Origin of the sequence: Kitasatospora sp. NPDC092039 (assembly GCF_044756065.1) — a bacterium.
Classification (GTDB): Bacteria; Actinomycetota; Actinomycetes; order Streptomycetales; family Streptomycetaceae; genus Kitasatospora.
Genome location: NZ_JBIVSD010000007.1, coordinates 148296 through 171233 on the forward strand (window position 1 = coordinate 148296; position 22938 = coordinate 171233).

Genomic DNA, 22938 nt, shown 5'->3' on the forward strand with positions numbered 1-22938 from the left:
CCCTACGCCATCAGCCCCTCGCACAGGGCCAGTTGAGGTTGCGGCGCCGACACCACGGGCTGATAGCGTTCCGTGACGTCGGCGGTCGCGCTGCACCCCCGCCGGGCCCGGTGGCAGGTCGTCACCGGCTCCGGCAGTCCCGGCCTCGACTCCCTGAAGCCCGGCCGCGCCGTACGGGGTCGACCCGCCGCCCGGACCCCATCGGTCCGCGACCGGCGGCCCGGTCCCTCGGCTCGGCCCTGCAGCAAGGAATCAGATGCCAGGCATATCGGGCCCTCGCACGGGCCACCACGCCGGCCGGTCCGGCTCCCTCCGCCGCCCGCTCCTCGCCCTCGTCCTGGTCCCCGGCCTGGGCCTCGCCGCCGCCTGGGGGTACGCCCTCTACCTGCTGCGCGGGTCCGGACAGCGCACCGAACTGCTGATCGGCAGCGCGGCCGTCGCCCTGGTGCTGCTGATCAGCCTGTTCCGCGGCCTCCGGACCGCCTGGACGCTGTCCGCGCGGCTGTCCGGCCTACGGGCCGACACCTTCGCGCTCGCCCAGCGGGAGATCCCCGAGGTGGTCGAACGGCTGCGCGCCGGGGAGCAGGTGCCCGCCCCGCCCGTCTGGGCGCCGTCCCGGCGGACCGGCGACGACGTCCAGCAGGCCTCCGAGGGCCTCGCCGCCGTCCGCCAGGCCGCGGTCGCCGCCATCGTCCACCAGGCCCAGGGCCGTGAGGGGACGAAGAAGGTCTTCCTCAACATCGCCCGGCGCACCCAGATCCTGATCCACCGGCAGATCAGCATGCTGGACGCGCTGGAACGCGAGCACGAGGACCCTGAGCTGCTGCGCGAACTGTTCGCGGTCGACCACCTGGCCACCCGGATGCGGCGCAACGCCGAGAACCTGGTCATCCTCGGCGGCGCCCTGCCCGCCCGGCGCTGGCGCACCGCCGTACCCGTGGTCAACGTGCTGCGCAGCGCCGTCTCGGAGACCGAGAGCTACTCCCGGGTCGTCGTCCGGGGCGTGCCGCGCGTCTCGCTCGGCGGGCAGGCCGTCGCCGACGTCATCCACCTGGTCGCCGAACTGATCGAGAACGGCACCACCTTCTCCCCGCCGTACGCCCAGGTGCAGGTCTCCGCGCAGGAGGTCTCCGAGGGCCTGTCGGTGGAGGTCGAGGACCGCGGGCTCGGCATGACCGAGGAGGAGTACCGGCGGCTCAACGAGTACCTGGCCCACCCGCCCGAGCTGGACGTCTCCGCGCTCGGCGACGACCTGCGGCTCGGCCTGTTCGTCGTCGCGCGGCTGGCCGCCCGGCACGACGTCCGGGTCACCCTGGGGCCGTCCCCGTACGGCGGCACCCGGGCCGTGGTGCTGGTGCCCTCGGCGCTGCTGGAGCAGGCCCGGCAGCCGGCCGCGGCGCCCGGGCAGTCGGCCGCCGTGCCCGGGCTGCCGTCGGGGGCCCGGATCACCCGGGCTCCGGTGGCCGACGTGCGGCAGGCGGCGGCGGGTGGGGACGGGGCCGCCCCCGGGGAGGGGGCAGGGCCCGATGCCCTCGGGCCGGTGCCGTCGGGCGGGACGGCCGGAGGGACGGCCGGAGGGACGGCCGGTGGGACGGCCGGAGGGGTCGGCGGACTGCCGGGCGGGGGCCAGGGGGCTCCGGGGCCCTTCGGCGCCCCGGGGGCTCCGGCCGTCCCGTACACCGCGGACGGCGCAGCGGCGGGCGCCGGTACGGGCGCCGCCGGGGCGGGCGCTGTGGGCGGCGGGGGTGCCGTCCGCGCGGAGGCACCCGTCAACGGCGGCCTGGCGGTGGGCGCCGAGATCCCCGGACTGCCCGGCGCCGTGGTCGTACCCCGCCCCGTGCTGCCGCGCGTGTACGACCTGTCGGGCGGCCCCGCGGTGGGCGGTCGCGCCGCGGGAACGTCCGCAGACGGCCCGGACGGCCGGCCGCGCGCCCTTCCGGTCCTGCCGCAGCGGGCCCATGACGCCGGGACGGGCGCGCCCTCCGCCCCGCAGCAGGCCCCCGCGGAAGCCCCCGCCGGCCGGGAGACCGAGGAGCCGAAGTGACGACGCGACGGGCGCCGGCTTCGGACCCCGCCGAGTCGTTCAGGCCTTGGCGCGGGGCCTCAGGCCTTGGCGTGGGGCGTCAGGCCTTGGCGTGGGGCGTCAGGCCTTGGCGTGGACCGGGTGGAGCTCACCGAGCGATTCCACCAGCGGGGCCAGCTCGGGGACGTCGGTGGCCTCGGCCAACGTCGCCTCCAGGGCGGCGTCGTGCACCGGGCGGGCGGCCGTCAGCAGGTCCCGGCCCTCGGGCGTCAGCTCGGTGTAGATGCCGCGCCGGTCGTCCACACAGAGGAAGCGGCTGAGCAGGCCGCGGTCCTCCAGGCGGCTCACCAGCCGGGTGGTCGCGCTGCTGCTCAGCGCCGCCGCCCGGGCCAGCTGCTGCATCCGCATGTGCCAGCCGTCCTGACGGGAGAGCGCCTCCAGCACCGTGTACTCGACCACCGAGAGCTTGAACTCGGCCTGCAGCGCCTTCTCCAGCGCGGTGTCGATCATCCCGTGCAGCGCGGCGAGCGTCCGCCAGCCGCGAGCCCGGATCTCGGCCGCATCGTCGCGGATTCCCATGACTCGCCCACCCTTCCGTCGCGCTGATCGTGCCGTTTCGTGCCGTGTGCCGGACGAGGCCGTGTGCCAGGTCTCGTCCGGTGTCCTCGATCTACGACAAGTATGCCAGTAGGCGCGGAATATCGGACTGTGCAAATAGTTCGCCTTATACCTGGGCGGTTCACCCCTCTCCGGACCAGGCCGCCGCGCACAGCGCCGTGGCCAGCTCCTCGGTGTAGGAGGCCGCGGCCAGCCAGGCGGCGGCGAAAGCCTCGTGGTCGTCCGTGACGACCCGGCCGAAGACGTCGCGCGGCCGGTTCTCGGCGGCGGCCCGCAGGCCGTCGAGGAGTTCGGCGGCGGTGGCCAGTCCGGCGGCGCGCAGCAGGGCGCGGTCGGCCGCCGCCAAGGCCTCGCTCGGGGCGAGGGCGTGCCGACCGGTGGTGACCGTCTGCTCGACCCGGCGGCCGAGCACATGGACGGGCGGGCCGTACGGGGCCGGGGCCGTCGGCTGGTCCGCCCGCTCGTCGGCGGGTTGGTCCGCAGGTTGCTCCGCCCGGCCGGGCCCGGTGGGCGGGGCGGTCGCGGGCCAGGCAGGCGCGGGCCCTGCGAGGTCGGCGGTCTGGAGGCGTTCGAGGCCGAGGTTGACCCGGCCGGCCCGGTCCGCGGGCAGGGTGAGCGGGCCGGGGTCGTCCGGGGGTGTGCCGACCGCGAGCAGGTGCAGCTCCGGGCGGTCCGCGCGCTCCAGTCGGCCGATCACCCGCAGCCGTAGGCCGGGCGCGGTGGCGAGCAGCGCGAGGTTCGCCCGGAACGGCAGGCCGGGGTGGTCGTGCGCCGAGCGCAGGACGATCACCGGGCCGCCGGCGGCGCCCTGCGCCGAACCGCCTGCCGGGCCGCCCGGCGTACAGCGCGCCAGCAGTTGCGGCGTCCCGCCCGGACCGGTGGGGGCGGGACCCAGCAGCGTGACGTCCAGGAACAGCAGGTCGCTCCCGGCCGGGCGGCTCTCGTACGGCAGCTCCTGCGCCGCGAGTGCCCGGGCCACCTGGGCGGCTGCCGGTTGGCTCCAGAGCCGGGCGGCCGGCTCCGCCGTCCACGCCGCGCCCGCCGCTCGGACCGCTCGCACCGAGGCGCCGGCGCCCAGTCGGCCGCCGGTGGACCTGGTCGCGCCCTGAACGGCCAGCCCGGCGCGGCTGAACTCGCGGTGGCTGAGCGCGGCGTCGCCCAGCCGGAGCGTCCGGTTGCCCGCCCCGACCGCCTGCCGGGCGGCGGCCGCCGCGTCGTCGTCGTGCGGCATCACCTCGGCGATCGAGCTGAGGCGCCCGGTGGCGTCCACCGCCCAGCTGACCGCGCCCGCGTGGGTGGCCGTCAGCACCGGCTCGGCGAACAGGCCGTGGAGCCGCAGACCGCCCTCCTCCCGGTAGGCCTGGCGCGCGGTGCCGCGCAGCTCGGCGACCGGGGCGGCGCCGGTGGCCAGCGCGGTGGTGAGGCCGAGCAGTTCGCGCAGGCCGGCCACCAGGTCCACCAGGCGGTGGTCGGGCGCGCCGGAACGCGCCGCCCGGATCCGGGTCGCGACGGTGACCGCCGCCGCGGCCGGGCGGTACAGGCCCGCGAGGCGCGCCCGGTGGGCGGCGCGCAGCAGTTCGGCCTGGGAGACGGCACCGGCCCCGCTCACCCCGGCGGCCAGCACGGCGGCCGCGGCCCCGTGCAGGTGGCGGACGGCGGCGAGTTCGGCGGCGGTGAGGGGGGCGGCGGTGAGGGGGGCGGCGGCCGACTGGTCGGCCGGCTCCCCGGGGGTTCCCGGGGCTCCTTCCCGGCCTTCCGCGGCCGCCGCCCCTGGGGCGCCGTCGGCACCGCCGCCGGTGCCGCTCCCGGGCTCGGGCTCAGGGCCGGGCGCTGACCCGGCCTCGGGCGCGGCGCCGGCCTCGGCACCGGCCCCGGGCTCGGCGAGCGGGCAGAGGGTGACGGCGGCGGCCCGGTGCACACAGGCCGGGGCGAGCAGACAGCCGCAGCGGACGTCGGCCTCCCCGGCGACCACCCCGCCCGGGGCGTGCAGCACGAGCACCGTCTCCTCGTCCACCTCCACCCGCCACTCGTCGCCCTCCCGGGCCACCGGCCGCTCCGCCAGCTTCGCCGCCGCGGCGTCCAGCCGCTTCTGCAACCGGGCGCTCAGCCCGGCCACCACCTCGGCGACCACCTCGGGCCGCACGCCCGGCCAGTCACTCGTCCGCGCCGTCATGCTCATCGCACCTTCTCCCCCACCCAGCGGGCCAGTTCCAGCGGGCTCAACGCCGCCACGGGCATTCCGGCCGCGACCAGTTGGCCCGCGACCGCCTTCGAGTAGCGGGCCGTCCCGGTGTCGTCCAGCGCCGCGCAGCCGAGCAGGTGCACCCCGGAGTCCACCAGGGCCCGGGTCTGGGCCAGCAGCCCGCCGACCGGCCCGCCCTCCTCGAAGTCGCTGACCACCGCGATCAGCGTCCGGGACGGCACCGTCACCAGGCTCCGCGCGTAGCGCAGCCCGCGCGCGATGCTCGTGCCGCCGCCGACGCTCACCTCCAGCAGCAGGCTCAGCGGATCGTCCACCCGTTCCGTGAGGTCCAGGACCTCGGTGGAGAAGGCCACGAAGTGGGTGCTCAGCGAGGGCACCCCGGCCAGGATCGAGGCCGTCAGCGCGGCCCACACCGTGGAGGCCTCCATCGACCCGGAGACGTCCACGACCAGGATCAGCCGCCAGTCGTTGGCCTGCCGCGCCCTGGTCCGGAAGACCGGACGCTCGGGCACGATCAGGGTGCCGCCGTCCGGCCCGGGGCGGGCGGTGGCGAGGTTGGCCCGGATGGTCCGGTCCAGGTCCAGCCCGCCGCCCGGGCGGCGCGAGGGGCGCGGGACGGCGATCCCGGTCAGTGCCGGGCGCAGCCGGGTGGCCAGCTCCCGGCTCAGCTCGTCCACCAGCCGCCGCACGAGTGGGCGCAGCCGGGCCACCCGGGCCTCGGGCAGGCCGCCCGCGTGGTCCAGCACGGTGCGCAGCAGGTCGACGGACGGGCGGACGGCGGACGGGTCGATCGCCTCCAGGACGTCGGTGCGGCCCTGCGCGACGGCGGCGGCCAGTACCTCCTCGCGCACGCCGGGGCCGAACAGCGACTCCAGCTCCTCGGCCCACTCCCGTACGCCGGGGTACGGGGCCTCGCGGCCGCCCTTGCCGCTCCGGCTGTCCAGGCCCGGGCCGGAGCCCTCGCCGTGGCCGCTGCCGTACAACTCGTCCAGCGCGGTGGCGAGCCGGGCCCCGCGACCGGTCAGACCCCCGTTGCCGGGACGGCCGAGGAGCAGCCGCCAGCGCTCGGCGGGAGCGAGGGCAAGGGGCTGGGCGGTCGTGGAGGGGAGCCGCTCCGGGGCCGTGGGGACCGGTGCGACGGCCAAGGACTCCACGGGCGCCGGGAGTTCCACGGGCGCCGGGGGATCCGAGAGTTCCGGGGGATCCGAGAGTTCCGGGGGTTCCGAGAGCTCCGGGGGCAGGAGGCCGCGACGGGCGAGTGCCGCACGCGCCGCGAGGTCCGCGCGCACCCAGCCGGCGAGCACGGCGGGGCCGGCCTCGTCGGGCAGGGCGGCGAGCCGGGTGCCCAGGCGCTCCTCGACCAGGGCCAGCAGCCGGTCGCGGGCGGCCGGGCTGAGCGTGTCGAAGCCGCCGCGCAGCGCGGGCAGCCGGTCCAGGAAGGCGTCGTCGGGCAGCGAGGTGACCCGCTCCAGCACCGGTTCCAGCGCCTGCGGCGCGGAGTCGAACAGCCCCTCGGCAGCCGTCAACAGGCCGACCAGCGCCCGCCCGAGCGCGTGCCGCGCCTCCGGGCCGGTCGCGCCGTCCACCCACGAGGCGGCCCGACCGCCCAGCACCTCGGCCGGCTCCTGGCCGAGCAGCACCCGCACCGCACCGGCCGCGCCCCGCACCAACGGGCTCCCCAGCTCGGCGAGTCCGGTCAGCACGTGGGCCAGCCGCACTCCACCGAGCCGGTCCGCCCTGCGGACCAGCTCCACCAGCGCCCGGGCGTTCTGCGGGTCGTCCGATCCGCCCAGGCCCTCCAACTGCCGCACGGCGGCGACGGTGAGCAGCTCGCCTGCGGCGGCGAGGCGGGGCCGGCCCGTGGGCCCGGGGAGCGGGCCGGGACCGCTCCCCGCCGGAGCGTCGCCGCCGCAGGCGTGGCGGCCGTCGGCAACCGGCCCGTCCGGCAACGCCTCCCCGGCCGGTGCCGGGTCGGCACCGCGCGGGCCGCCGGCGTCCTTCGCCGCTGCCTCCGGTGCGTAGCCGGGGAAGTGGCCCGCGGTCAGCCGGTCGACGAGCGCCAGGGCGTCGAGGAGTTCGGGGAGGGTGGCGGAGGCGGGGAGGTCGGTGGTGAGCTGGGTGAGTCGGGTCTCCGCGAGGGCCGGGAGGGCGCAGGAGGCGGCGGCGGTGAGGCCGTCGACGATCTCGCGCGGAGTCGGTTCGTCGGTGAGGCGGGTGCGCAGGGCGCCTTCGGCGGCCTGGGCGGGGGTGACGCCGCGGGTGCCGGCGACGGTGAGCATGGCGGCGGTGGCGGGCGTCCAGTGCAGGCGCCAGCGGGTGCCGACGGTCTCGGTGCCGCCGGCGCCGGTGGTGGCGACGGGTTCGGCGTAGGGCACCTCGCAGACGGTGAGGCGGTGCAGCAGGACCTCGCGGCGGCGGTCGAGGTCGCTGCGCAGCGGGTCGAGGCGCAGGTCACGCGGGCCCGGGTCGGCGGGGCCGGGGAGGCCGAGGCCGGCGAGGAGGGTCTCGACGGCGGGGGCGAGCCCGCTGCGCGGGGCGGCGGGGGTGGGACGGCCGGTGCGAGTGCCGACCAGGACCTGTTCGAGGGCGCGGGCGACGGCCCGGCCGCGGCCGAGGGGCTCGCCCTGGGCGAGGACGGTCTGCACCGCTTCGACGAGTTCGCCGCGGCCGGGGGCGGCGTGGCCGCGCAGCCGGGCGAGGTCTCCGGCCAGGCGGACGATCTCGCGGGCGTCGGCCGGGCCGCTGGGGTGGTCCTGGGCGCGCAGGGCGGCGCAGATCCGCACCGCGGTGGTGGTGAGCGCCTCGGCGAGGCGTTCGGGGTCGCCGCCGGCGTCCAGGACGGTGTGCTGCCACTCCGGGTCGCGGATGCCCGCCGGGTAGCCGGAGCGGGCGTCGAGCAGCGGGTAGGTGTACGGGATGAGGGACAGCACGTGCCCGGGGGCGTCCGGGTGCGGCGGCTCCTCGGCGGCGAGCGGGCCGTCCAGCAGGGCGGGGGCGTGGAAGGCGCCGATCACTGCGGTGACCCGGCGCCCGCCGGCCGAGGCGGCCTGGATGCGGGCCCGCATCCAGGCCTCGCGGCGCAGGTCGTACGGGTCGACGCCGGGGCCCGTCTCGGCGTCCCGGCGCAGCGCCCAGCCGACCAGCAGTGCGGCGCGCCGGACGGCCTCCGGGGTGGATCCGGGGGCGGCCGTCTCGACCAGGCGGTCCCAGAGGTCCTCGTCGGAGCCGCGGCCGGTGAGGCGGTGGCGCAGCGCGTCGGCGACGCCGGGTGCGTCCGGGCGTCCGTCGGTGGCCGGCCGGCCCCCCGCGCGGGTGGCGCGGTGGGCGAGCGGGAGGTCGCAGGCGATGGCCTCCACCCCGTTGCGCCGGGCCCAGCGCAGGGCGGCGAGTTCCGGGGAGAAGTCGGCGAACGGGTAGAAGGCGGGCCCGGCCGCCTCCTCGGGCCCGGCCGGGGCCGCGGCGAGGGCGACCGGCGCCTCGGTCGCCTCGTCGGCGAGCCAGCCGAGCCAGGGCTGGAACTCGGCGGGCAGCTCGACCAGGACGGCGTCCGGCCGGGCCGCGTCGAGCAGCGCGGGGACCACCGCGCTGAGGGACGGCGCGTGGTGGCGCACACCGATCAGGTGCGGGCCGGGGCGGCCGGTGCCGGAGGCGGCCAGCCGGTCGGCCTCGGCCCGGACCGCCCGGTCCGCGTCGTCCGGGCGGGTGATCTCCGCGCTGCTCATCGGATCAGGCCTCCAGTGCCGAGCGGAGGTCCCACAGGGTGCGCCAGGTGGCGGCGCCCTGCTCGGCGCGGCGGCGGACCGGGCCGTCCCAGTAGCCGAGCAGCCGGGCCGCGTCGGACGGCTCGTCCTTGCGGACCACGCCGAGGAGCTGGCCGGGCAGCCGGCCGAGCAGGTCCCCGCCGTCGGGCAGGTAGGCGGCGCTGACGCCGAGCGAGGTGGCGACGGAGACCGCCTCAGCGGTGCTCATCACGGTGGACGGGCGTTCGACGTCCCAGCCTTCGGTGGAGCGGCCGGTGCGCAGGTCGCGGAAGGCGGTGACCAGGGCCTCCAGGACGGCGTCGTCCACCGCGTAGGCGGCGCCGGCCCTGGCCACCGCGGCGGTGGACTGGCGGCGGACCAGCTCGACCTCGGCGGCGAGGCTGCCGATCGGGCCGACCGTCTCGAAGTTGAACCGCCGCTTGAGCGCCGCGGACATCTCGCTGACGCCCTTGTCCCGCAGGTTGGCGGTGGCGATCAGGGTGAAGCCGGCCGCGGCGTGCAGTTGCCCGTCCGGGGTGCCGGCCAGCTCGGGGACGGCGATGCGCCGTTCCGAGAGCAGCGAGACCAGGGCGTCCTGCACCTCGGGCAGGCAGCGGGTGACCTCCTCGACCCGGGCGACCGCGCCGGTGGTCATCGCGGTGAGCACCGGCGAGGGGACGAGGGCCTCGCGGCTGGGCCCCTTGGCGAGCAGCAGGGCGTAGTTCCAGCCGTACTTGAGCTGGTCCTCGGTGGTGCCGGCGGTGCCCTGGACGGTGAGCGCGCTGCTGCCGCAGACGGCGGCGGCGAGCAGTTCGGAGAGCATCGACTTGGCGGTGCCGGGCTCGCCGACGAGCAGCAGGCCGCGCTCCCCGGCGAGGGTGACGACGCAGCGCTCGACCAGGGCGCGCTCGCCGACGAACTTCGGCTCGATGACCAGGCCCCTGCGCCCGGCCTTGAGCTTCTCGCCGCCGCTGCCCATCACGAAGGTGACCACGGCGCGCGGGGTCAGGCGCCAGCCGGGCGGGCGGGGGCCGCTGTCGTGGGCGGCGAGGAACCCCAGTTCGGCGGCGTACTTCTCCTCCGGCGGGACGGTCTGCCGGTCCGCGGCGGCGACCGTGGTGGTCGCTCCGGTGGTGGTCTGGTCGGCGGTCATCGGCGGGCCTTCCTGCGCTTGCTGGTCTGGAGCTCTTCGTAACCGGGGGCGTCGCCGTCGACGGTCCGCTGCCAGGCCCGGGCGAACAGCTCGGGGACGGGCAGGGGGACCAGCGCGGGCCGGTGGGTGGGCAGTTCGTACAGGGCGGCCTTCCAGGTTTCGGCCGGCAGCCCGGGTGCCTTGGCCTCCTGCCAGCCGCCGGGCAGGAAGAGGCCGCGGCCGGCCCGGGCGCGCTTGGCCTCCAGCACCAGGCCGGTGGCGGCGAGTTCGGCGCGGGCCTTCTTCAGCCGGGCGGGCTTCCAGCCCGTCCAGCGGGCGGCGTTGCGGTCGGTCGGGTCGGGCAGGGCGAGCAGCTGGAGGTAGAGCGCGGCCGCGTCCTCGCCCAGGCCGTGGGTGCGGGACACCTCGGCGACCAGCTCGGGGACGGACAGCTGCGGGTTCTGCAGCCAGGCCGGGCCCTCAGCGGGGGCCGGCACCGCGGCGGCGGAGGCGGCCAGCCGCTGCGACTCGCCGCGCAGCACGGACTCGATGGCCCGCCGTTCGGCCGGGAACCAGTAGCTGCTGGACAGCCCCTCCAGCAGTTCGAGCAGCGGGTCGTCCGGCCCGGTGAGGGCGGCGGGACGCAGCCAGACCCGCTCGGCCTCCTCGTGGTACGGCGTCAGGACGAGTGCCGGTCCGCAGCGGACCAGGCCGTCCCGGTCGGCGCCGCCCTCGGCGGGCAGGCCGAAGTGGGTGCGCAGGACGGCGGACAGCGAGGCGCCCTTGGCGGTGCGCATCAGGTCGAGGTCGAGCAGCAGCTCCGGATCGGCCAGGCGGTCGCGCAGCGCGTCGGCGGCCGTGGGCAGCAGCGGGCGCAGCGGGCTGTCGGCGGGCAGGTGGTAGGCGAGCCAGCGCAGTGCGGCGAGGGTGGAGCCCAGTGCGCCCGTCTCGGGGACGGCGGAGTCGTCCTCGGGGACCAGCCGCGGGCCGGCCTCGCCCACCTCGGTGAGCCGGAAGCCGGTACGGCCCGTCAGCCACGGGGTGCGGGCGGGGTTGAGCACCGCCTCGACGGTGTCGATGGACACGCCCTGGACGGTGGCCAGGGCCTCCTCGGGCAGGGTGACGAGCCGTCCGAAGCGGCGGATCCACTCCTCGGCGCCGGCGGTGATGTCCGGCCCGTCGCTCCACAGGGAATTCGGGTCGGCGGGCAGCAGGGCGCCCCAGACGGCGGCGAGGCCGTCGTGGTCGTGCCGCCGCAGCCACTGCCTGGCGGCCTTGAACTCGGCCGCCTTGAGTTCGAGTTCGGCGGGAACGGCGATGTCCATCCAGTACAGCAGGCCGGACGGCGGGCCGAGCAGCAGGGCGGAGCGGGCGGTGCCGATGCCGGTGAGCCCGCTGAAGGCCCCGGCCCTGGCACCGTCCCACGGCACGGCGCCGCGCACTGCGGCGACCTGCTGGAACGTGGCGGTCCAGGCGGCGTCGACCAGTTCCTCGGTGCCGCGCTCCTGGACCGTGGTGAAGTGCGCGACGGGCCCGAACTCCCCGCTCGGGTCGTGGTCGACGGCGAGCCAGTGCACGGTGCCGTCGGTGAACTGCCGCTGGTGGCCGACGATGACGACGGTGCGCCCGCCGTGCCGCAGCACCTCGCCCTGGCGGTGGGCCACCGGTCGGCCACTGGTGGCGTTCACGGGCTCCGGCGCCTGCTCGGCGAGAACGATCTCGCGCAGGGTGGCGCCGCGGTCGGCCAGCGGCCCCCTGGTCAGCTCGCCCAGTAGCAGGACCAGCGAGGAGCGGTGGGCGGGCTCGGTGAACGGCGAGGCCACCGCGTGGGCCAGCGCGTGGACCCGGCCGAGCAGTTGCAGCCAGCCGTGGCTGGCGTCGCCGTTGCGCAGGGTGACGGCGGCGGGGCTGCTCCAGCCCTCGCCGTCGGCGGCGGGCGGGGCGGCCAGCACGTCGGTGACGGCGCGCAGGTTGTTGAGCACCCACCAGTGGTCGCCGGAGCCCCAGTTGTTGCCGAAGCCGCCGATCTCGGGCAGCACCGCGCGCACGGCGTCGCGCAGTTCGTGGTCGCGCCCGTGCTCGGGCTGCCACTCGGTGTCCTGCTCCTTGCTCGGGCGCTCGGCCTCCGGCTGGGGGGCGAACCGGGCGACCCGGTCCAGCAGCTGGGCGGCGAGACGGGCGAGTCCGGCGACGCCGGCCAGCAGCCGCGGGTGCGCGATGCCGGGCAGGATCGCGCCGACCTCCTGGACGGGCAGGGTGCGCGGGCTGCGCCGGGCGAGCGGACGGCGCACGCCCTGGACGGTGAGCCAGCACTGCTCGTCCTCGGGGACCGGCTCGGTGTCGGTCGGCCAGGCGGCGTCGATCAGCCGGGCGGCCTGCTCGGCGGTGACGGTGCGCAGCACCTTCGAGCCCGCCTCGTCGCGCGGGCGCAGCGCGTGCCAGTGCGGGTACGGCGGGACGAGCGGGGTGCCGGCCGCGGAGAGTTCACCGGAGTGGCAGGGGCGCAGGTCGACCGTGCGGTCGGCGTCGCCGGCGAGGTCGGGCAGGTTGAGCGAGAAGTGGCCGCCGGAGGTGTGGCCTACCACCGGGGAGGCCGCGCCGGGCAGGGCGAGCCGGCCGACCGGGAAGGAGCCCGTCCGCTGTGCGGCCGGCGGCAGCACGATGCGCCCGCCGTCGGCGGTGAAGGTGGTGACGGCCTTGCCGGGATCGACCCGGACCCAGTTGCCGAGCACGGTGCCGTCGGTGCCCAGCGGCGTTCCCTCCAGGCCGGGCTGGAGCGGCAGCAGCCAGGTGCTGCGGTGGACCAGCCGGCCGGCCGCGGCGGTGGCGGCGATCACCGGCGGTTCGGCGGTGCGGCCCAGGGTGCCGGTGGCCGGGTCGAGTTCACGCAGCACGGCCTCGCCGCCGGAGGTGCGGCGCGCCGTCCAGTAGCCGGTGCCGTCGCCGAGGACGCGGTGCTCCTCGGGCATCCGGGTGTCGCCGGCGTGCAGCGGTCGCTCGCCGGTGGTGCGGCCGCCGCCGGGCAGCTGGAGGGACGGCGCCTCGGGCTCCCGGTCGCGGTAGTAGTAGCCGGCGATGGTCTCGCCCGCCAGCTCGAACTGCTCGTCCGGGCGGCTGGACCAGTACGCGAGCTGCTTGCCGTCCTGGTACCAGACGACCAGCAGCTCTCCGTCGACCAGGCGCAGCCTGGGCCGGTTGCGCTGGTGCTGCGGCTCGGGCACGCGCAGGGTGTGCTCCAGCACGATGCCCTCCGGGCCGACCACGACGGCCCGGTCGAGGCGGGCGAGGATCAGGTGCGGCCAGGCGTCCTCGATGATCAGGCCGTTCAGGCCGGCTCCGCCCAGGCTCGGGACAGGGTACTGCGGGGCGTCGTCGGCGGGCGGGTCGGCGAGCTTGCCGAGCGCCTCCTCCAGCGCGGGCCAGCCGAGTTCGTCCAGGATGCCGGCCCGGAGGGCGTCGGTGAGCAGCGCGGCGACGTCGAGGGCGGCGACCCGGTCGGCGACGGCCGGCGCGACCGTCCGGACGGCGGTGCGGTACTGGCCGAACGAGCGGACCAGGTCGGTGGCGCCGGTCAGGCCGTGGGCGGCGAACAGCTCCTCGGCGCGTTCCTCGGCCCACTCGGCGAACAGTTCGTTCAGCAGCGGCAGGGCGGGCACCTCGCGCTTGGCGGCCGTCGCCCAGGCGGCCGGCGTGGCGCGGCGCAGCAGCGGCCGGTAGCGCTCGTCGGCGCCGACGGCGGCGAGCGTCGGGCTGTCGGGACCGCACTCCGCGACCCAGTCCTGCAGCTCGAAGCCGAGGCCCTCCGGCGGGTCGGCCACCGGCACGCCCGCCGTCAGCAGGAGGTCCAGCAGGTCGATCCTGGTCCGGCTGGCGCGGATGCCGGTGTGGAGGTCCACCGGGACGGCGTCGGCCTTCAGCCGCTCGACCATCCGGCCGGCCAGCGCGATGGTGTCCGGGCAGCTGGGCCGCCGGCTGCGCCAGCCGCGGCCGTGGTGGTGGCACCAGCGCTGGAGCCAGGCGGCGGCGGGTTCGGCGCCCTCGGGGCGGGGGCCGGTGAGCAGGGCCTCGGCGCCGGTCTCGGCGAGGACCGCCAGCCAGGCGGTGTCGTGCGGGCCCGGGTCGGCGGAGGCCGGGTCGGGCAGGAGTTCCAGCAGTCGGGTGCGTACGGCCGCGTCGCTGCGGCCGAGCTCGACCAGCGCGCCGTGCCAGGACTTCCAGAACGCGGCGGGCGCCCGGTTGACCGCCGGGGAGTCCAGCAGCTCGGCGAGCAGCGCCCGTTCGTGCTCGGTGCGGTCCAGCCCGGCGGCCTTGATCAGGGCGCGGGCGTCCTCGGCGACCCCGGCGTACGGGGCCATGCCGGCCGCGGAACGCTCGGTGCACAGCTGGCGGAAGCGCTGCCAGGCGGTCAGCGGGTCGAGCCGCTGGGCGAGCTCCTTGACGTACTGGCGCAGGGACTTGACGGTGAGCGCGCCGGCCAGGGCGAACTCCAGGAAGACGGCGCGCAGCCGCTCCTCGTCCACCGTCAGGCCGTGGGTGCGCTCGGCCTCGCGGGCCTTGCCGAACCAGGCGGCGGCGTAGGTCTGGTTCTCGTGGCGGAGGAAGATCCGGCCGACCTCCTCGCAGAAGGTGGGCAGGAAGTGCGGGACGGCCCGGCCGAGACGGGTGGCGAGCTCGTCGAAGCCGTCCTTGGCTGCGCCGGGCTTGGAGGTGGCCTGGCGGGCGAGCCGCTCCATCTCCTTGACCAGGGCGAGGGCGTGGTGGCCGTTGGCCGGGTCGTGGACCAGCGCCCAGGCGGGGAAGCCGAGTGCCTCCTGGCGGACCTGGCCGACCTCGGCGGGCGCGGCCTGCGGCGCCAGGCCGAGGAAGTCGAGGGCGAGGTCCTCGGCGGGGCCGAGCGCGCCGGGGACGAGCCGGACGATCCGGCGGCCGTCGAGCGCGGGGTGGGCGTAGCTGCGGGCGGTGAGCACGTCGGCGCCGCTGTCGGGGCGGCCGACGTCGGACAGGGTGCCGGACGGGAGCACGGCTCCGGCGTCGAGCAGCTCCTCGGGCGTGACGGCGACCGGGTTCGTCGTGGCGGTCGAGTTCGTGACGGCGGTCGAGTTCGTGACGGCGGTCATTCGGCTTCCTCCCCCTGGATGGTGCGGCCCGCGTACAGGGCGGCGGCCATCCGCATGCCCTCGGACCAGGCGACCGGCCCGACCTCGGTGAGCGGCAGGGTGCGGCCGTCGGGGCCGGCCCAGCTGAGCGCGCCGGTCTCGCACTCGTCGTACTCGTAGTAGTCGCCGGCCCAGACCCGGGCCTCGACGGTGCGGCCGCCCTCGGTGACGGGCTGGACGGCGAAGCCGCCGCGGACCCGGCAGCCGAGCCTGGTGCAGCGCCCGAGCAGCTCGCGCAGCTCCCGGTAGCGGCCGCCGGCGTAGGTGGTGACCTCGGTGCCGGCCGGCAGCTCCGCGGGCCGGTGCCAGACCTCGCGGTAGAGCTGCTGGACGCGCTGGGAGACGCCGAGCTCGACGGCGAACTCGCGCAGCTCGTCGAGGTCCTGGAGCAGGACCGGGTGCGGTATCAGCACCTCGCCGTCGGTGAGGCGCACGGTGTCGCCGTCCAGGTCGACCAGGCCGAGGCCGCGCTCGGCGTCGGCGCCGCGCAGGAAGCCGGCCACGGAACCGTCGGTGGCGGTGACCACGAGGTCCTTCAGGACACCCTGCCAGGCCTCGTCCGGCCACACCGCGGTGAGCACGGCGGCGGGCACCGGCAGCGAGCGGACCATCCAGCGCTCGACGTCCTGCCGGCAGCCCCGCTCGTGCGCGGCCAGCCACTCGGCGAGCTGCTTGAGCTGGGTGACCACCGGGTCGTCACCGAGCTTCGACGGTACGGACTTGAGGTCGCGGCCCGCCGCGTTGCGGCACACCACCCTGCCCTCCCCGTCGAGCGCGACGCGGTACCCTCCCGCGCCCGTCTCCACCCATGCCACGGCCGTACTCCTCCCACCGGGGAAACACCTGTCGATCGCCTGCTGACCAGCGATGCGAGGAACGTAGCGAGGCCCACTGACAACGCGACGGGCGGGGTGAACCTGGGCCCTGACATGCAGAGTTCAAACCACTCGAACGGGTGATCGAAGATCGCGGCGGAGCAGCGCGGACCACGCCTCGGACAGCAACGCGGACCGCGCCCGGACAGCAGAGCGGGGCGGCTGCCCCCACGCAGCCGCCCCGCCAGCCCCTCGCCCCGCCGGCCGCCCCGGCGGCCACACCGCCGACCGTCCCCCGGCCGCCCCGTCAGCCCAGCGGCGCCCGGGGCACGATCACCGGAGCGCCGTCGCCCGGCGCCGCCAGCACGTGGCTGTCGATGTCGTACAGCGCCCGCACCAGCGGCGCGTCCACCACCTCGCGCGGCGGCCCGCAGGCCACCACCGCGCCGTCCCGCAGCGCGACCAGCAGGTCCGCGTAGCGGGCGGCCGCCGCGAGGTCGTGCAGCACCATGACCACCGTCCGCCCGCCCGCCGCGACCCGGCGGACCAGCTCCAGCACCTCCACCGCGTGCCCGAGATCGAGGGCGCTGGTCGGCTCGTCGAGCAGGACCACCGGGGTGTCCTGGGCGAGCACCATGGCCAGCCAGCAGCGCTGGCGCTGGCCGCCGGACAGCCGGTCGAGCCGGCGGTCGGCGAGGTCCTCCACGCCGGTGGCGCGCAGGGCCTCGGCGGTCAGCCGCTCGTCCTCCGCCGACCACTGGCGGAACAGCCCCTGGTGCGGGTGGCGGCCGTAGCGGACCAGCCCGCCGACGGTGACCGCCTCCGGCGCCTGCGGGCTCTGCGGCAGCAGCGCGATCCGGTGGGCGGCCTGGCGCGGGCGCAGCCGCCACACGTCCTCGCCACCGACCAGCACCCGCCCGCCGTCCGGCCGGTGCAGCCGCGCGACGGCCCGCAGCAGGGTGGACTTCCCGCAGCCGTTCGGGCCGACCACGGCGACCACCCGCCCGGCCGGGACGGCCAGGTCGACGCCGCCGAGCACCGGGCGCCCCGGCCCGTAGCCGGCGCTGAGTCCCTCGATCGTCAACTCCATGGCAGCTCCCCCTCGCCGGCGCGCGCTCAGCTCCCGCCGAGCGCCTTGGAGAAGTCGCCGATGACGACGTCGGCGGCGAGCGGGCCGCCCCGGGTGGACCAGACCGAGCCGTCCACGGTGACGGTGTGGTTGTTCTTCACCGCACCCAGGCCCTGGTAGGCGGGCTTGGACTGGACGTCCTTGAGCGCGGCCCTGCCGTCGTCGGTGAGGGTGGACAGGAACAGCCAGTCGCCGTCGATCTCGTTGAGCTTCTCCAGGCTGAGCGCCGGGCTGTGGGCGTTGCCGTCCTTGTCCTGCGCGGCCGGGCGGGTCAGGCCCATGTCCAGGGCGACGCCACTGGCGAACTGCTTCTTCTCCATCCAGCTCGGGCCGGTGGGGTTCCAGCGCACGATGGAGACCGCGGCGCCCTTGTTCGCGGTGAGCTCGCCGCCCGCCTTGGCGGCCTTGGCCTCGTAGTCGCCGATCACCTTGTTGGCCTGGTCGAGCTTGTTGACGGCGTTGCCGATGCCCCGGAAGGCGAGCTTCCAGTCGTCGGTGGGCGCCATGGTGACCAGCGTGGCGGGGGTGATCTCGCGCAGCTGCTTGAGCACCTGCTCGTCCTGCATGTCGCCGGCCAGGATCAGGTCGGGCTTGGCGGCGATCACCTTGTCCATCACGGGCTGGAGCAGGTTGCCGACCACCGGGACGCCCTGCACCTTGTCCTTGAGGTAGGCGGGCGGCTCGGCCAGCCCCTGGCCGTTGGTGATGCCGACGGGCTTGACGCCGAGGGCGAGCACCGCGTCCAGGTCCTCCTGGGTGAGGGTGACGATCCGCTTGGGCTCGGCGGGGACCTCGACGGCCTTGCCGGTGGCGTCCTTGACGGTCCGCTTGCCGCCGCCCGCCGCGTCCGCCGCCGGGGAGGCGGCCGCGGACGAACCCGAGGACGACGAGCCGGAGGAACCGCAGCCGGTGAGCAGGAGCGCGGCCGCCCCGGTGACGGCCAGCGCCTGGGCCGCACGGCGGCGGACGGGGCTGAGCGGGCGACGGGCGAACGGCATGAGTGCCTCCGGGCAACGGTGGTACGGGAGTTGAGCGGCGTCCGGGCAGTTCGGCGGGGCGGGGGTGCCCCACGGGTGCCCTCGGGACGGGCTCGGTCATTAGGTTAGCCTTACCTTATGACATTGTCGCAAGCCGGCGTCCACCCGGCGCCCCCCGCCACCGCGCCGGACTCGCCGCCACCGGGCGGGCGCAGTCGGCGGCCCGAGGGCACCCGCCCCACCTGGCCGGCCCTCACGGCGGCGGTGGTGCTCCTGTTCGCCCTGGCCGCGCTGTCGCTGTCGGTCGGCGCCGGCGAGGTCGGCCCCGGCCGGGTGCTGGACTACCTGCTGAACCGGGACGGCGCCCGCGCCGACGGCCGACTCGCCCTCGTCGTCGGCGACCTGCGACTGCCGCGCACCCTCACCGCCCTGCTGGTCGGCGCCGCGCTCGGCGTCGCCGGCGCGCAACTGCAGTCCGTCACCCGCAACCCGCTGGCCGAGACCGGCCTGCTCGGCGTCAACGCCGGCGCCTCGCTGGGCGTCGTGTTCGGCATCGCCGTGCTCGGCGTGCAGACCTCCTTCGGCTACCTCGCCCTCGCCTTCGGCGGCGCGGTGCTCGCCAGCACCGTGGTGCTGCTGGTCGCCAGCACCCGGGGCGGCGGCTCACCGATGCGGCTGGTGCTCGCCGGCTCCGCCGTCGCGGCGATCTTCCGCGGCCTCACCGACGTGCTGATCGTCAACTCCCCCGAGGCGTACGAGCGGTACCGGGTCTGGGTGCTCGGCTCGCTGGCCGGGGTGGAGGGCTGGACGACGCTGCGCCAGCTCGCCCCGGTGCTCGGCGCCGGATTCCTGCTCGCCGCGCTCACCACCCGGCCGCTCACCGCGCTCGCCCTCGGCGACGACCTCGCCCGCGGCCTCGGCCACCGCCCCGGGGCCACCCGGGCCGCCGTCGCCGTCGCCGTCACCCTGCTGACCGCCTCCGCGGTCGCGCTGGCCGGGCCGGTCGCCTTCCTCGGACTGCTCTCCGGCTTCCTCGCCCGCACCCTCGCCGGCCCCCGGGTCGGCCGGCTCACCCTGCTCGCCGCGCTGTTCGGCGCCGCCGTGCTGACCGGCTCGGACGTGCTCGCCCGGGTGGTGGCCCGGCCCTTCGAGGCGCCGGTGTCGGTGATCGTCGCGCTGATCGGAGCCCCGGCCCTGATCGCGATCGTCCGCTCCCGGCGCTCGGCCGCCCTGGCCATGGCCGACCCGGCCGCGTCCGCTCCTCCCCCGCGCCGGGGCGAACCGGCGCCGCCGAAACCCGACTTGACGCTGCGCTACGGCGCGTGGTCGCTGCTGCTGCCGCACCGGGCCCTGCTGGCCTCGCTCGGCCTGGCCGCCGCGCTGCTGGCCGCCGTGGTCGTCTCGGCGCACGCCGGGCAGAGCGAGCTCGGCCTCGCCCGCACCTTCCAGGCCGTGTTCGGCTACGGCGACCGGCTGGACGTGCTGCTGGTGCAGAAGTTCCGGCTCGGCCGGATCGTCGCCGGGCTCGCCGCCGGCGCCGCCCTCGGCCTGGCCGGCTGCCTGACCCAGACCCTCGCCCGCAACCGCCTGGCCACCCCCGAACTCCTCGGCGTCAACGACGGCGCGACGGCCGCCGTGCTGATCTCCGCCAGCGCCGCGGGCACCTTCGGCGCCTGGTGGGCCGGACCGCTCGGCGCGCTGGTCGCCGTCCTGATCGTCACCCTGGCCTCCGGCGGGCTCGGCGCGCGCGGCTACCGGGTGCTGGTGGTCGGGCTCGCCATGTCGGCGCTCGCCTCGGCCGTCATCCAGGTCGCGATGGCCCGGCGCTCGCTCAACTCGGCTGGCTCGCTGTACATCTGGACCAACGGAAGCCTCAACGGGCGGGACCTCGCCGTGGCCACGCCCGTGCTGATCGGGCTGGCGGTGCTGGTACCGCTCGCCCTCGTGGTGGCCCGGCGGCTGGCCGTGCTGCGCTTCGACGACAGCGTCGCCTCCGCCCTCGGCGTCGACCCGGCCCGGGTCCGGCTGGCCTGCCTGCTGCTGGCCGTCGCGCTGGCCGGGCTGGCGGTCGGCGTCTGCGGGCCGGTCGGCTTCGTAGCGCTGGCCGCACCGGTGATCGCCGGTCGGCTGGCCGGGCCCGCACGGGTGCCGGTGCTCGGCTCGGCACTGACCGGGGCCCTGCTCGTCGTGCTCGCGGACACCCTGGGACGGCTGCTGTTCGCCGGGGTGGAGATCCCCGTCGGCATCGTCACCACCGTCCTCGGCGGTCCCTTCCTGCTCTGGGTGCTGCTCAGCCGCAAGGGCAGCCCCGCCTAAGCCTTTTGGAGTCACTGCTGTGGAAACCCCGTTCATCGCCCCCGACCCCGACGACCCCGCCTACCGCCTGGTCACCTTCACCCACCGGGAGGCCGACTGCGACGGCGTGCTCGCACTGCTGCACACCGTCACCGACAAGGACCGCCACGCCGGGGACCTGTCACCGCATCTGATGTCCCGCCGGGAGGACGGGACGTGGGCGATCACCTACCGGCTGCGTGCCGACCACCGCGCTTCCTACCAGCTGTACCCGTTCCGGGGCGAGGCCCCCGGCACCACCCGCCCCGACTGGCTGCGGGTCCTCGACCACGCCCGCCCCGACCCGTACGACACCGAGCCCCGGCTGCCGGCCCGCGACGGCCGCCACCCCGCCTCGGTGCTCAGCCTGCCCGACGCGCCCGCGCAGCCGTACGTGGCTCGGCGCGACGGGGTGCCGCGCGGGCGGACGCTCGCCCGCACGGCGGCCGGGCGGCGGGTGGACGTCCACCTTCCGGCGGGGCACGAGGCGGACGGCGGACCGTACCCGGTGGCGGTGCTGCTGGACGGCGAGATGTGGGGCGAGGTGCTGTCCGTCGGCGACACCCTCGACAACCTCACGGCGGACGGCGCGATCCCGCCGACCGTCGCCCTGCTGGTGCACACCATGGGGCCGAAGCGGCCGGACGACCTTAGCTGCAACCCGGCCTTCGTCGACCTGCTCGCCGACCGGCTGCTGCCCTGGGCCGGGGCGGAGTTCGGCGCGGCGGCTGATCCTTCCGCCACCGTGATCGCCGGCCAGAGCGCGGGCGGCCTGACCGCCGCCTACGCCGCCTATCGCCGCCCGGACCGCTTCGGAAACGCGCTCTCCCAGTCCGGCTCCTTCTGGTGGCCGGACGAGACCGAGTTCGACGCGGGCAGCGAATGGCTGACCCGCCGCTTCGCCGCCGAGGAACGACGGGCGGCCCGGTTCTGGATCGAGGTCGGCTTGCAGGAGTGGATGCTCCTCGCCCAGAACCGCCACCTGCGCGACGTGTTGACGGCCCGCGGCTACGACCTCGCCTACCGCGAGTTCAACGGCGGCCACGACTACGCCTGCTGGCGCGGCGGCCTGGCGGACGGGCTGGCGCACCTGCTGGGGTCACCCGGGGGGGATGGTTTCGGGCTGATTCGCATACCTCCGGGCCATCGGGTGTCTAGCGTCGAACTTCGCACCGATCGGTCTAGAGGTACCCCTTGAACGCGTCCTCGCCCGCCACGCCGCCGATGTCGTGGCGGTACTGCGGCAACCAGATCAAGCTGTGGCGGACGCATGCCGGCGTCAGCCGCGAGGACCTGGCCGCCGAGGCCGGGTACAGCATCGAAAGTCTGCGCTCGATGGAGGCGGGACGACGGAGGCCGTCCGTGCACCTCTTGCAGGTGGCGGACGACATGTGCGGCGCGAAGGGGATCCTTGCGGCGGGAGAGCAGTATCTGAAGCCCGAGAAATACCCCCACTTCGCTGAGGACTTCATGCGGTACGAGGTCGTCGCCATCGTCCACAGCTCGTACGAGAATTAGCATCCCCGGACTGCTTCAGACCGAGGAGACCGTTCGATCGCTCCTGCACGCACACTGGCCGCCCATGGACGACGAAACCGTCGAGGAACGCGTTGCTGCTCGTCTACAGCGGCAGGAACTGCTGAAGACCCAGACCAAATCATTCAACTTTCTGATCGAAGAGCACGTGCTGCGACGCCCGATCGGGAGCATCGACGAGCAGCGTCGCCAACTCCTCCACCTGCTCGCCAGCGGAAAACCTCGCCACATTGCGGTTCAGGTAGTGCCGGACACAGGAGCCCACCCTGGTCTCAACGGGCCTTTCGTCCTGCTTGAGACGCCCGAACATGACCGTCTCGCATATGAAGAAGGCCAATCGATGGGGCTACTCTCTTCGGAGCCGGACAAGGTCAACCAGCTCTGCCAGCGGCATGAAATGATCCTCAGGAAGGCCCTCACCCCCGAGGCCTCGGCGGAGTTCATCAGCAAGCTCGCGGAGGAACTATGAGCACTGAACCGGCCTGGTTCAAGTCCAGCCACAGTGGCACTGAGGGTGGCAACTGTGTAGAGGTCGCCCTCGCTCCGGGTACCGTCCGCGTCCGGGACTCCAAGGACAAGGCCGGGCCCCAGCTCGCCTTCACCACCGAGGCCTGGGCCGACTTCGTCGGCTTCGCCCGCGACAACGGCCCCGACGCGGGTCAGTTCCGGTAGGGGACCAGCCGGGCCAGGTCCAGCTCGAAGTCGAACGGCGCGGGAATGCGGATCTTCTCGCCGAACTCACGCTCCGTCCGGGTGTGGTAGCGGTCGCGATTGGGCTCGGAGAACAGCGTCACCGTCTTCTGCCGCGGATCCACGATCAGGTAGAGCGGGAAGCCCATCCGCGGGTAGTCGCGGACCTTCCCGCTCCAGTCGTTGTCGGGGTTGGACGGCGAGACGATCTCGACCGCGATCAGTGCCAGCTCGGCGGGGATCTCCCGGCCCAGCTCGATGACGTCCTCGGGCAGGTAGGTGAGGTCGGGGTTCCGGACCGAACCGACCTCGGGCGAGGAGAGGTCGCTGTTCCCGGTCGGGAAGTACCCGGCCGGGCAGTGTGCCTCGAACTGGCGTTGGACGATCGCCAGGTTGAGCTGGTGAATCGACGACGGTGACGCCTGCATGACGATGACGTCGCCGGACAGCTCGACCTTGTAGCCGTCCGGCAGACTGCGACGGGCCTCTTCGAGCAGACGGTAGTGCTCAGGGTTCATGCGCTCTCCTCCGGTGCTCCGACCACCGTACGGCAGCCGGAGCACCGGAGGCGGCACCGTCGGCCGG

14 protein-coding genes and 1 pseudogene are annotated in these 22938 nt (G+C 76.0%); 6 read left to right on the forward strand and 9 right to left on the reverse strand.

Annotation, left to right across the window (positions count from 1 at the left end; all coding sequences use genetic code 11):
* Nucleotides 1-256: 256 nt before the first annotated feature.
* Entirely contained in the window at nucleotides 257-2044 is a 1788-nt protein-coding gene (locus ACIQI7_RS16495) for a sensor histidine kinase (RefSeq protein ID WP_401110048.1), read from the forward strand.
* A gap of 99 nt (nucleotides 2045-2143) precedes the next feature.
* Here the strand turns inward: ACIQI7_RS16495 and ACIQI7_RS16500 are convergent, their stop codons facing one another.
* The 8 genes from ACIQI7_RS16500 to ACIQI7_RS16535 form a co-directional block, all read right to left on the reverse strand.
* Nucleotides 2144-2602, reverse strand: coding sequence for a MarR family winged helix-turn-helix transcriptional regulator (locus ACIQI7_RS16500; RefSeq protein WP_387757586.1), 459 nt, complete (start codon nucleotides 2600-2602; stop codon nucleotides 2144-2146).
* A gap of 160 nt (nucleotides 2603-2762) precedes the next feature.
* Nucleotides 2763-4814, reverse strand: a complete 2052-nt coding sequence (locus ACIQI7_RS16505) for a hypothetical protein (protein WP_401110051.1) — start codon at nucleotides 4812-4814, stop codon at nucleotides 2763-2765.
* Nucleotides 4815-4816: 2 nt separating this feature from the next.
* Entirely contained in the window at nucleotides 4817-8566 is a 3750-nt protein-coding gene (locus ACIQI7_RS16510; RefSeq protein ID WP_401110054.1) for a DUF5682 family protein, read from the reverse strand.
* A 4-nt stretch (nucleotides 8567-8570) separates the two neighbouring features.
* On the reverse strand, nucleotides 8571-9737 hold the full coding sequence (locus ACIQI7_RS16515; protein WP_401110057.1) for an AAA family ATPase: 1167 nt from the start codon (nucleotides 9735-9737) through the stop codon (nucleotides 8571-8573).
* Complete coding sequence (locus ACIQI7_RS16520) at nucleotides 9734-14833, reverse strand: hypothetical protein (protein ID WP_401110060.1); 5100 nt, start codon at nucleotides 14831-14833, stop codon at nucleotides 9734-9736. Before ACIQI7_RS16520 ends, ACIQI7_RS16515 begins: the two co-directional genes overlap by 4 nt.
* Nucleotides 14830-15687: a DUF4132 domain-containing protein gene (locus ACIQI7_RS16525; RefSeq protein WP_401110062.1), complete on the reverse strand. Its 858-nt coding sequence runs from the start codon at nucleotides 15685-15687 to the stop codon at nucleotides 14830-14832. The genes ACIQI7_RS16520 and ACIQI7_RS16525 overlap by 4 nt, the downstream gene beginning before the upstream one ends.
* Nucleotides 15688-15994: 307 nt before the next feature.
* A complete protein-coding gene (locus ACIQI7_RS16530; protein ID WP_401110065.1) occupies nucleotides 15995-16777 on the reverse strand; it encodes an ABC transporter ATP-binding protein in 783 nt (260 codons plus the stop codon).
* A 26-nt stretch (nucleotides 16778-16803) separates the two neighbouring features.
* Complete coding sequence (locus tag ACIQI7_RS16535) at nucleotides 16804-17814, reverse strand: ABC transporter substrate-binding protein (RefSeq protein WP_401110066.1); 1011 nt, start codon at nucleotides 17812-17814, stop codon at nucleotides 16804-16806.
* A 117-nt stretch (nucleotides 17815-17931) separates the two neighbouring features.
* Here ACIQI7_RS16535 and fhuB point away from each other — a divergent pair, with 117 nt between their 5' ends.
* The 5 genes and pseudogenes from fhuB to ACIQI7_RS16560 all read left to right on the forward strand — a co-directional run bounded on the left by fhuB (nucleotide 17932) and on the right by ACIQI7_RS16560 (nucleotide 22335).
* Nucleotides 17932-20109: a Fe(3+)-hydroxamate ABC transporter permease FhuB gene (gene fhuB / locus ACIQI7_RS16540; RefSeq protein ID WP_401110068.1), complete on the forward strand. Its 2178-nt coding sequence runs from the start codon at nucleotides 17932-17934 to the stop codon at nucleotides 20107-20109.
* A 10-nt stretch (nucleotides 20110-20119) separates the two neighbouring features.
* Nucleotides 20120-21226 (forward strand): annotated as a pseudogene (gene fes / locus ACIQI7_RS16545) (enterochelin esterase); the annotation flags it as partial.
* A 95-nt stretch (nucleotides 21227-21321) separates the two neighbouring features.
* A complete protein-coding gene (locus tag ACIQI7_RS16550) occupies nucleotides 21322-21645 on the forward strand; it encodes a helix-turn-helix transcriptional regulator (RefSeq protein WP_401110070.1) in 324 nt (107 codons plus the stop codon).
* Between the two features lie 43 nt (nucleotides 21646-21688).
* Nucleotides 21689-22132 carry a DUF5753 domain-containing protein gene (locus ACIQI7_RS16555; RefSeq protein ID WP_401110494.1) on the forward strand — a complete coding sequence of 148 codons (444 nt, stop codon included), beginning with the start codon at nucleotides 21689-21691 and terminating at the stop codon, nucleotides 22130-22132.
* Nucleotides 22129-22335 carry a DUF397 domain-containing protein gene (locus ACIQI7_RS16560; protein ID WP_401110073.1) on the forward strand — a complete coding sequence of 69 codons (207 nt, stop codon included), beginning with the start codon at nucleotides 22129-22131 and terminating at the stop codon, nucleotides 22333-22335. Before ACIQI7_RS16555 ends, ACIQI7_RS16560 begins: the two co-directional genes overlap by 4 nt.
* Here ACIQI7_RS16560 and ACIQI7_RS16565 read toward each other — a convergent pair.
* Nucleotides 22323-22871 carry a Uma2 family endonuclease gene (locus ACIQI7_RS16565; protein ID WP_401110076.1) on the reverse strand — a complete coding sequence of 183 codons (549 nt, stop codon included), beginning with the start codon at nucleotides 22869-22871 and terminating at the stop codon, nucleotides 22323-22325. The two genes, ACIQI7_RS16560 and ACIQI7_RS16565, sit on opposite strands and share 13 nt — an antisense overlap.
* Nucleotides 22872-22938 lie beyond the last annotated feature (67 nt).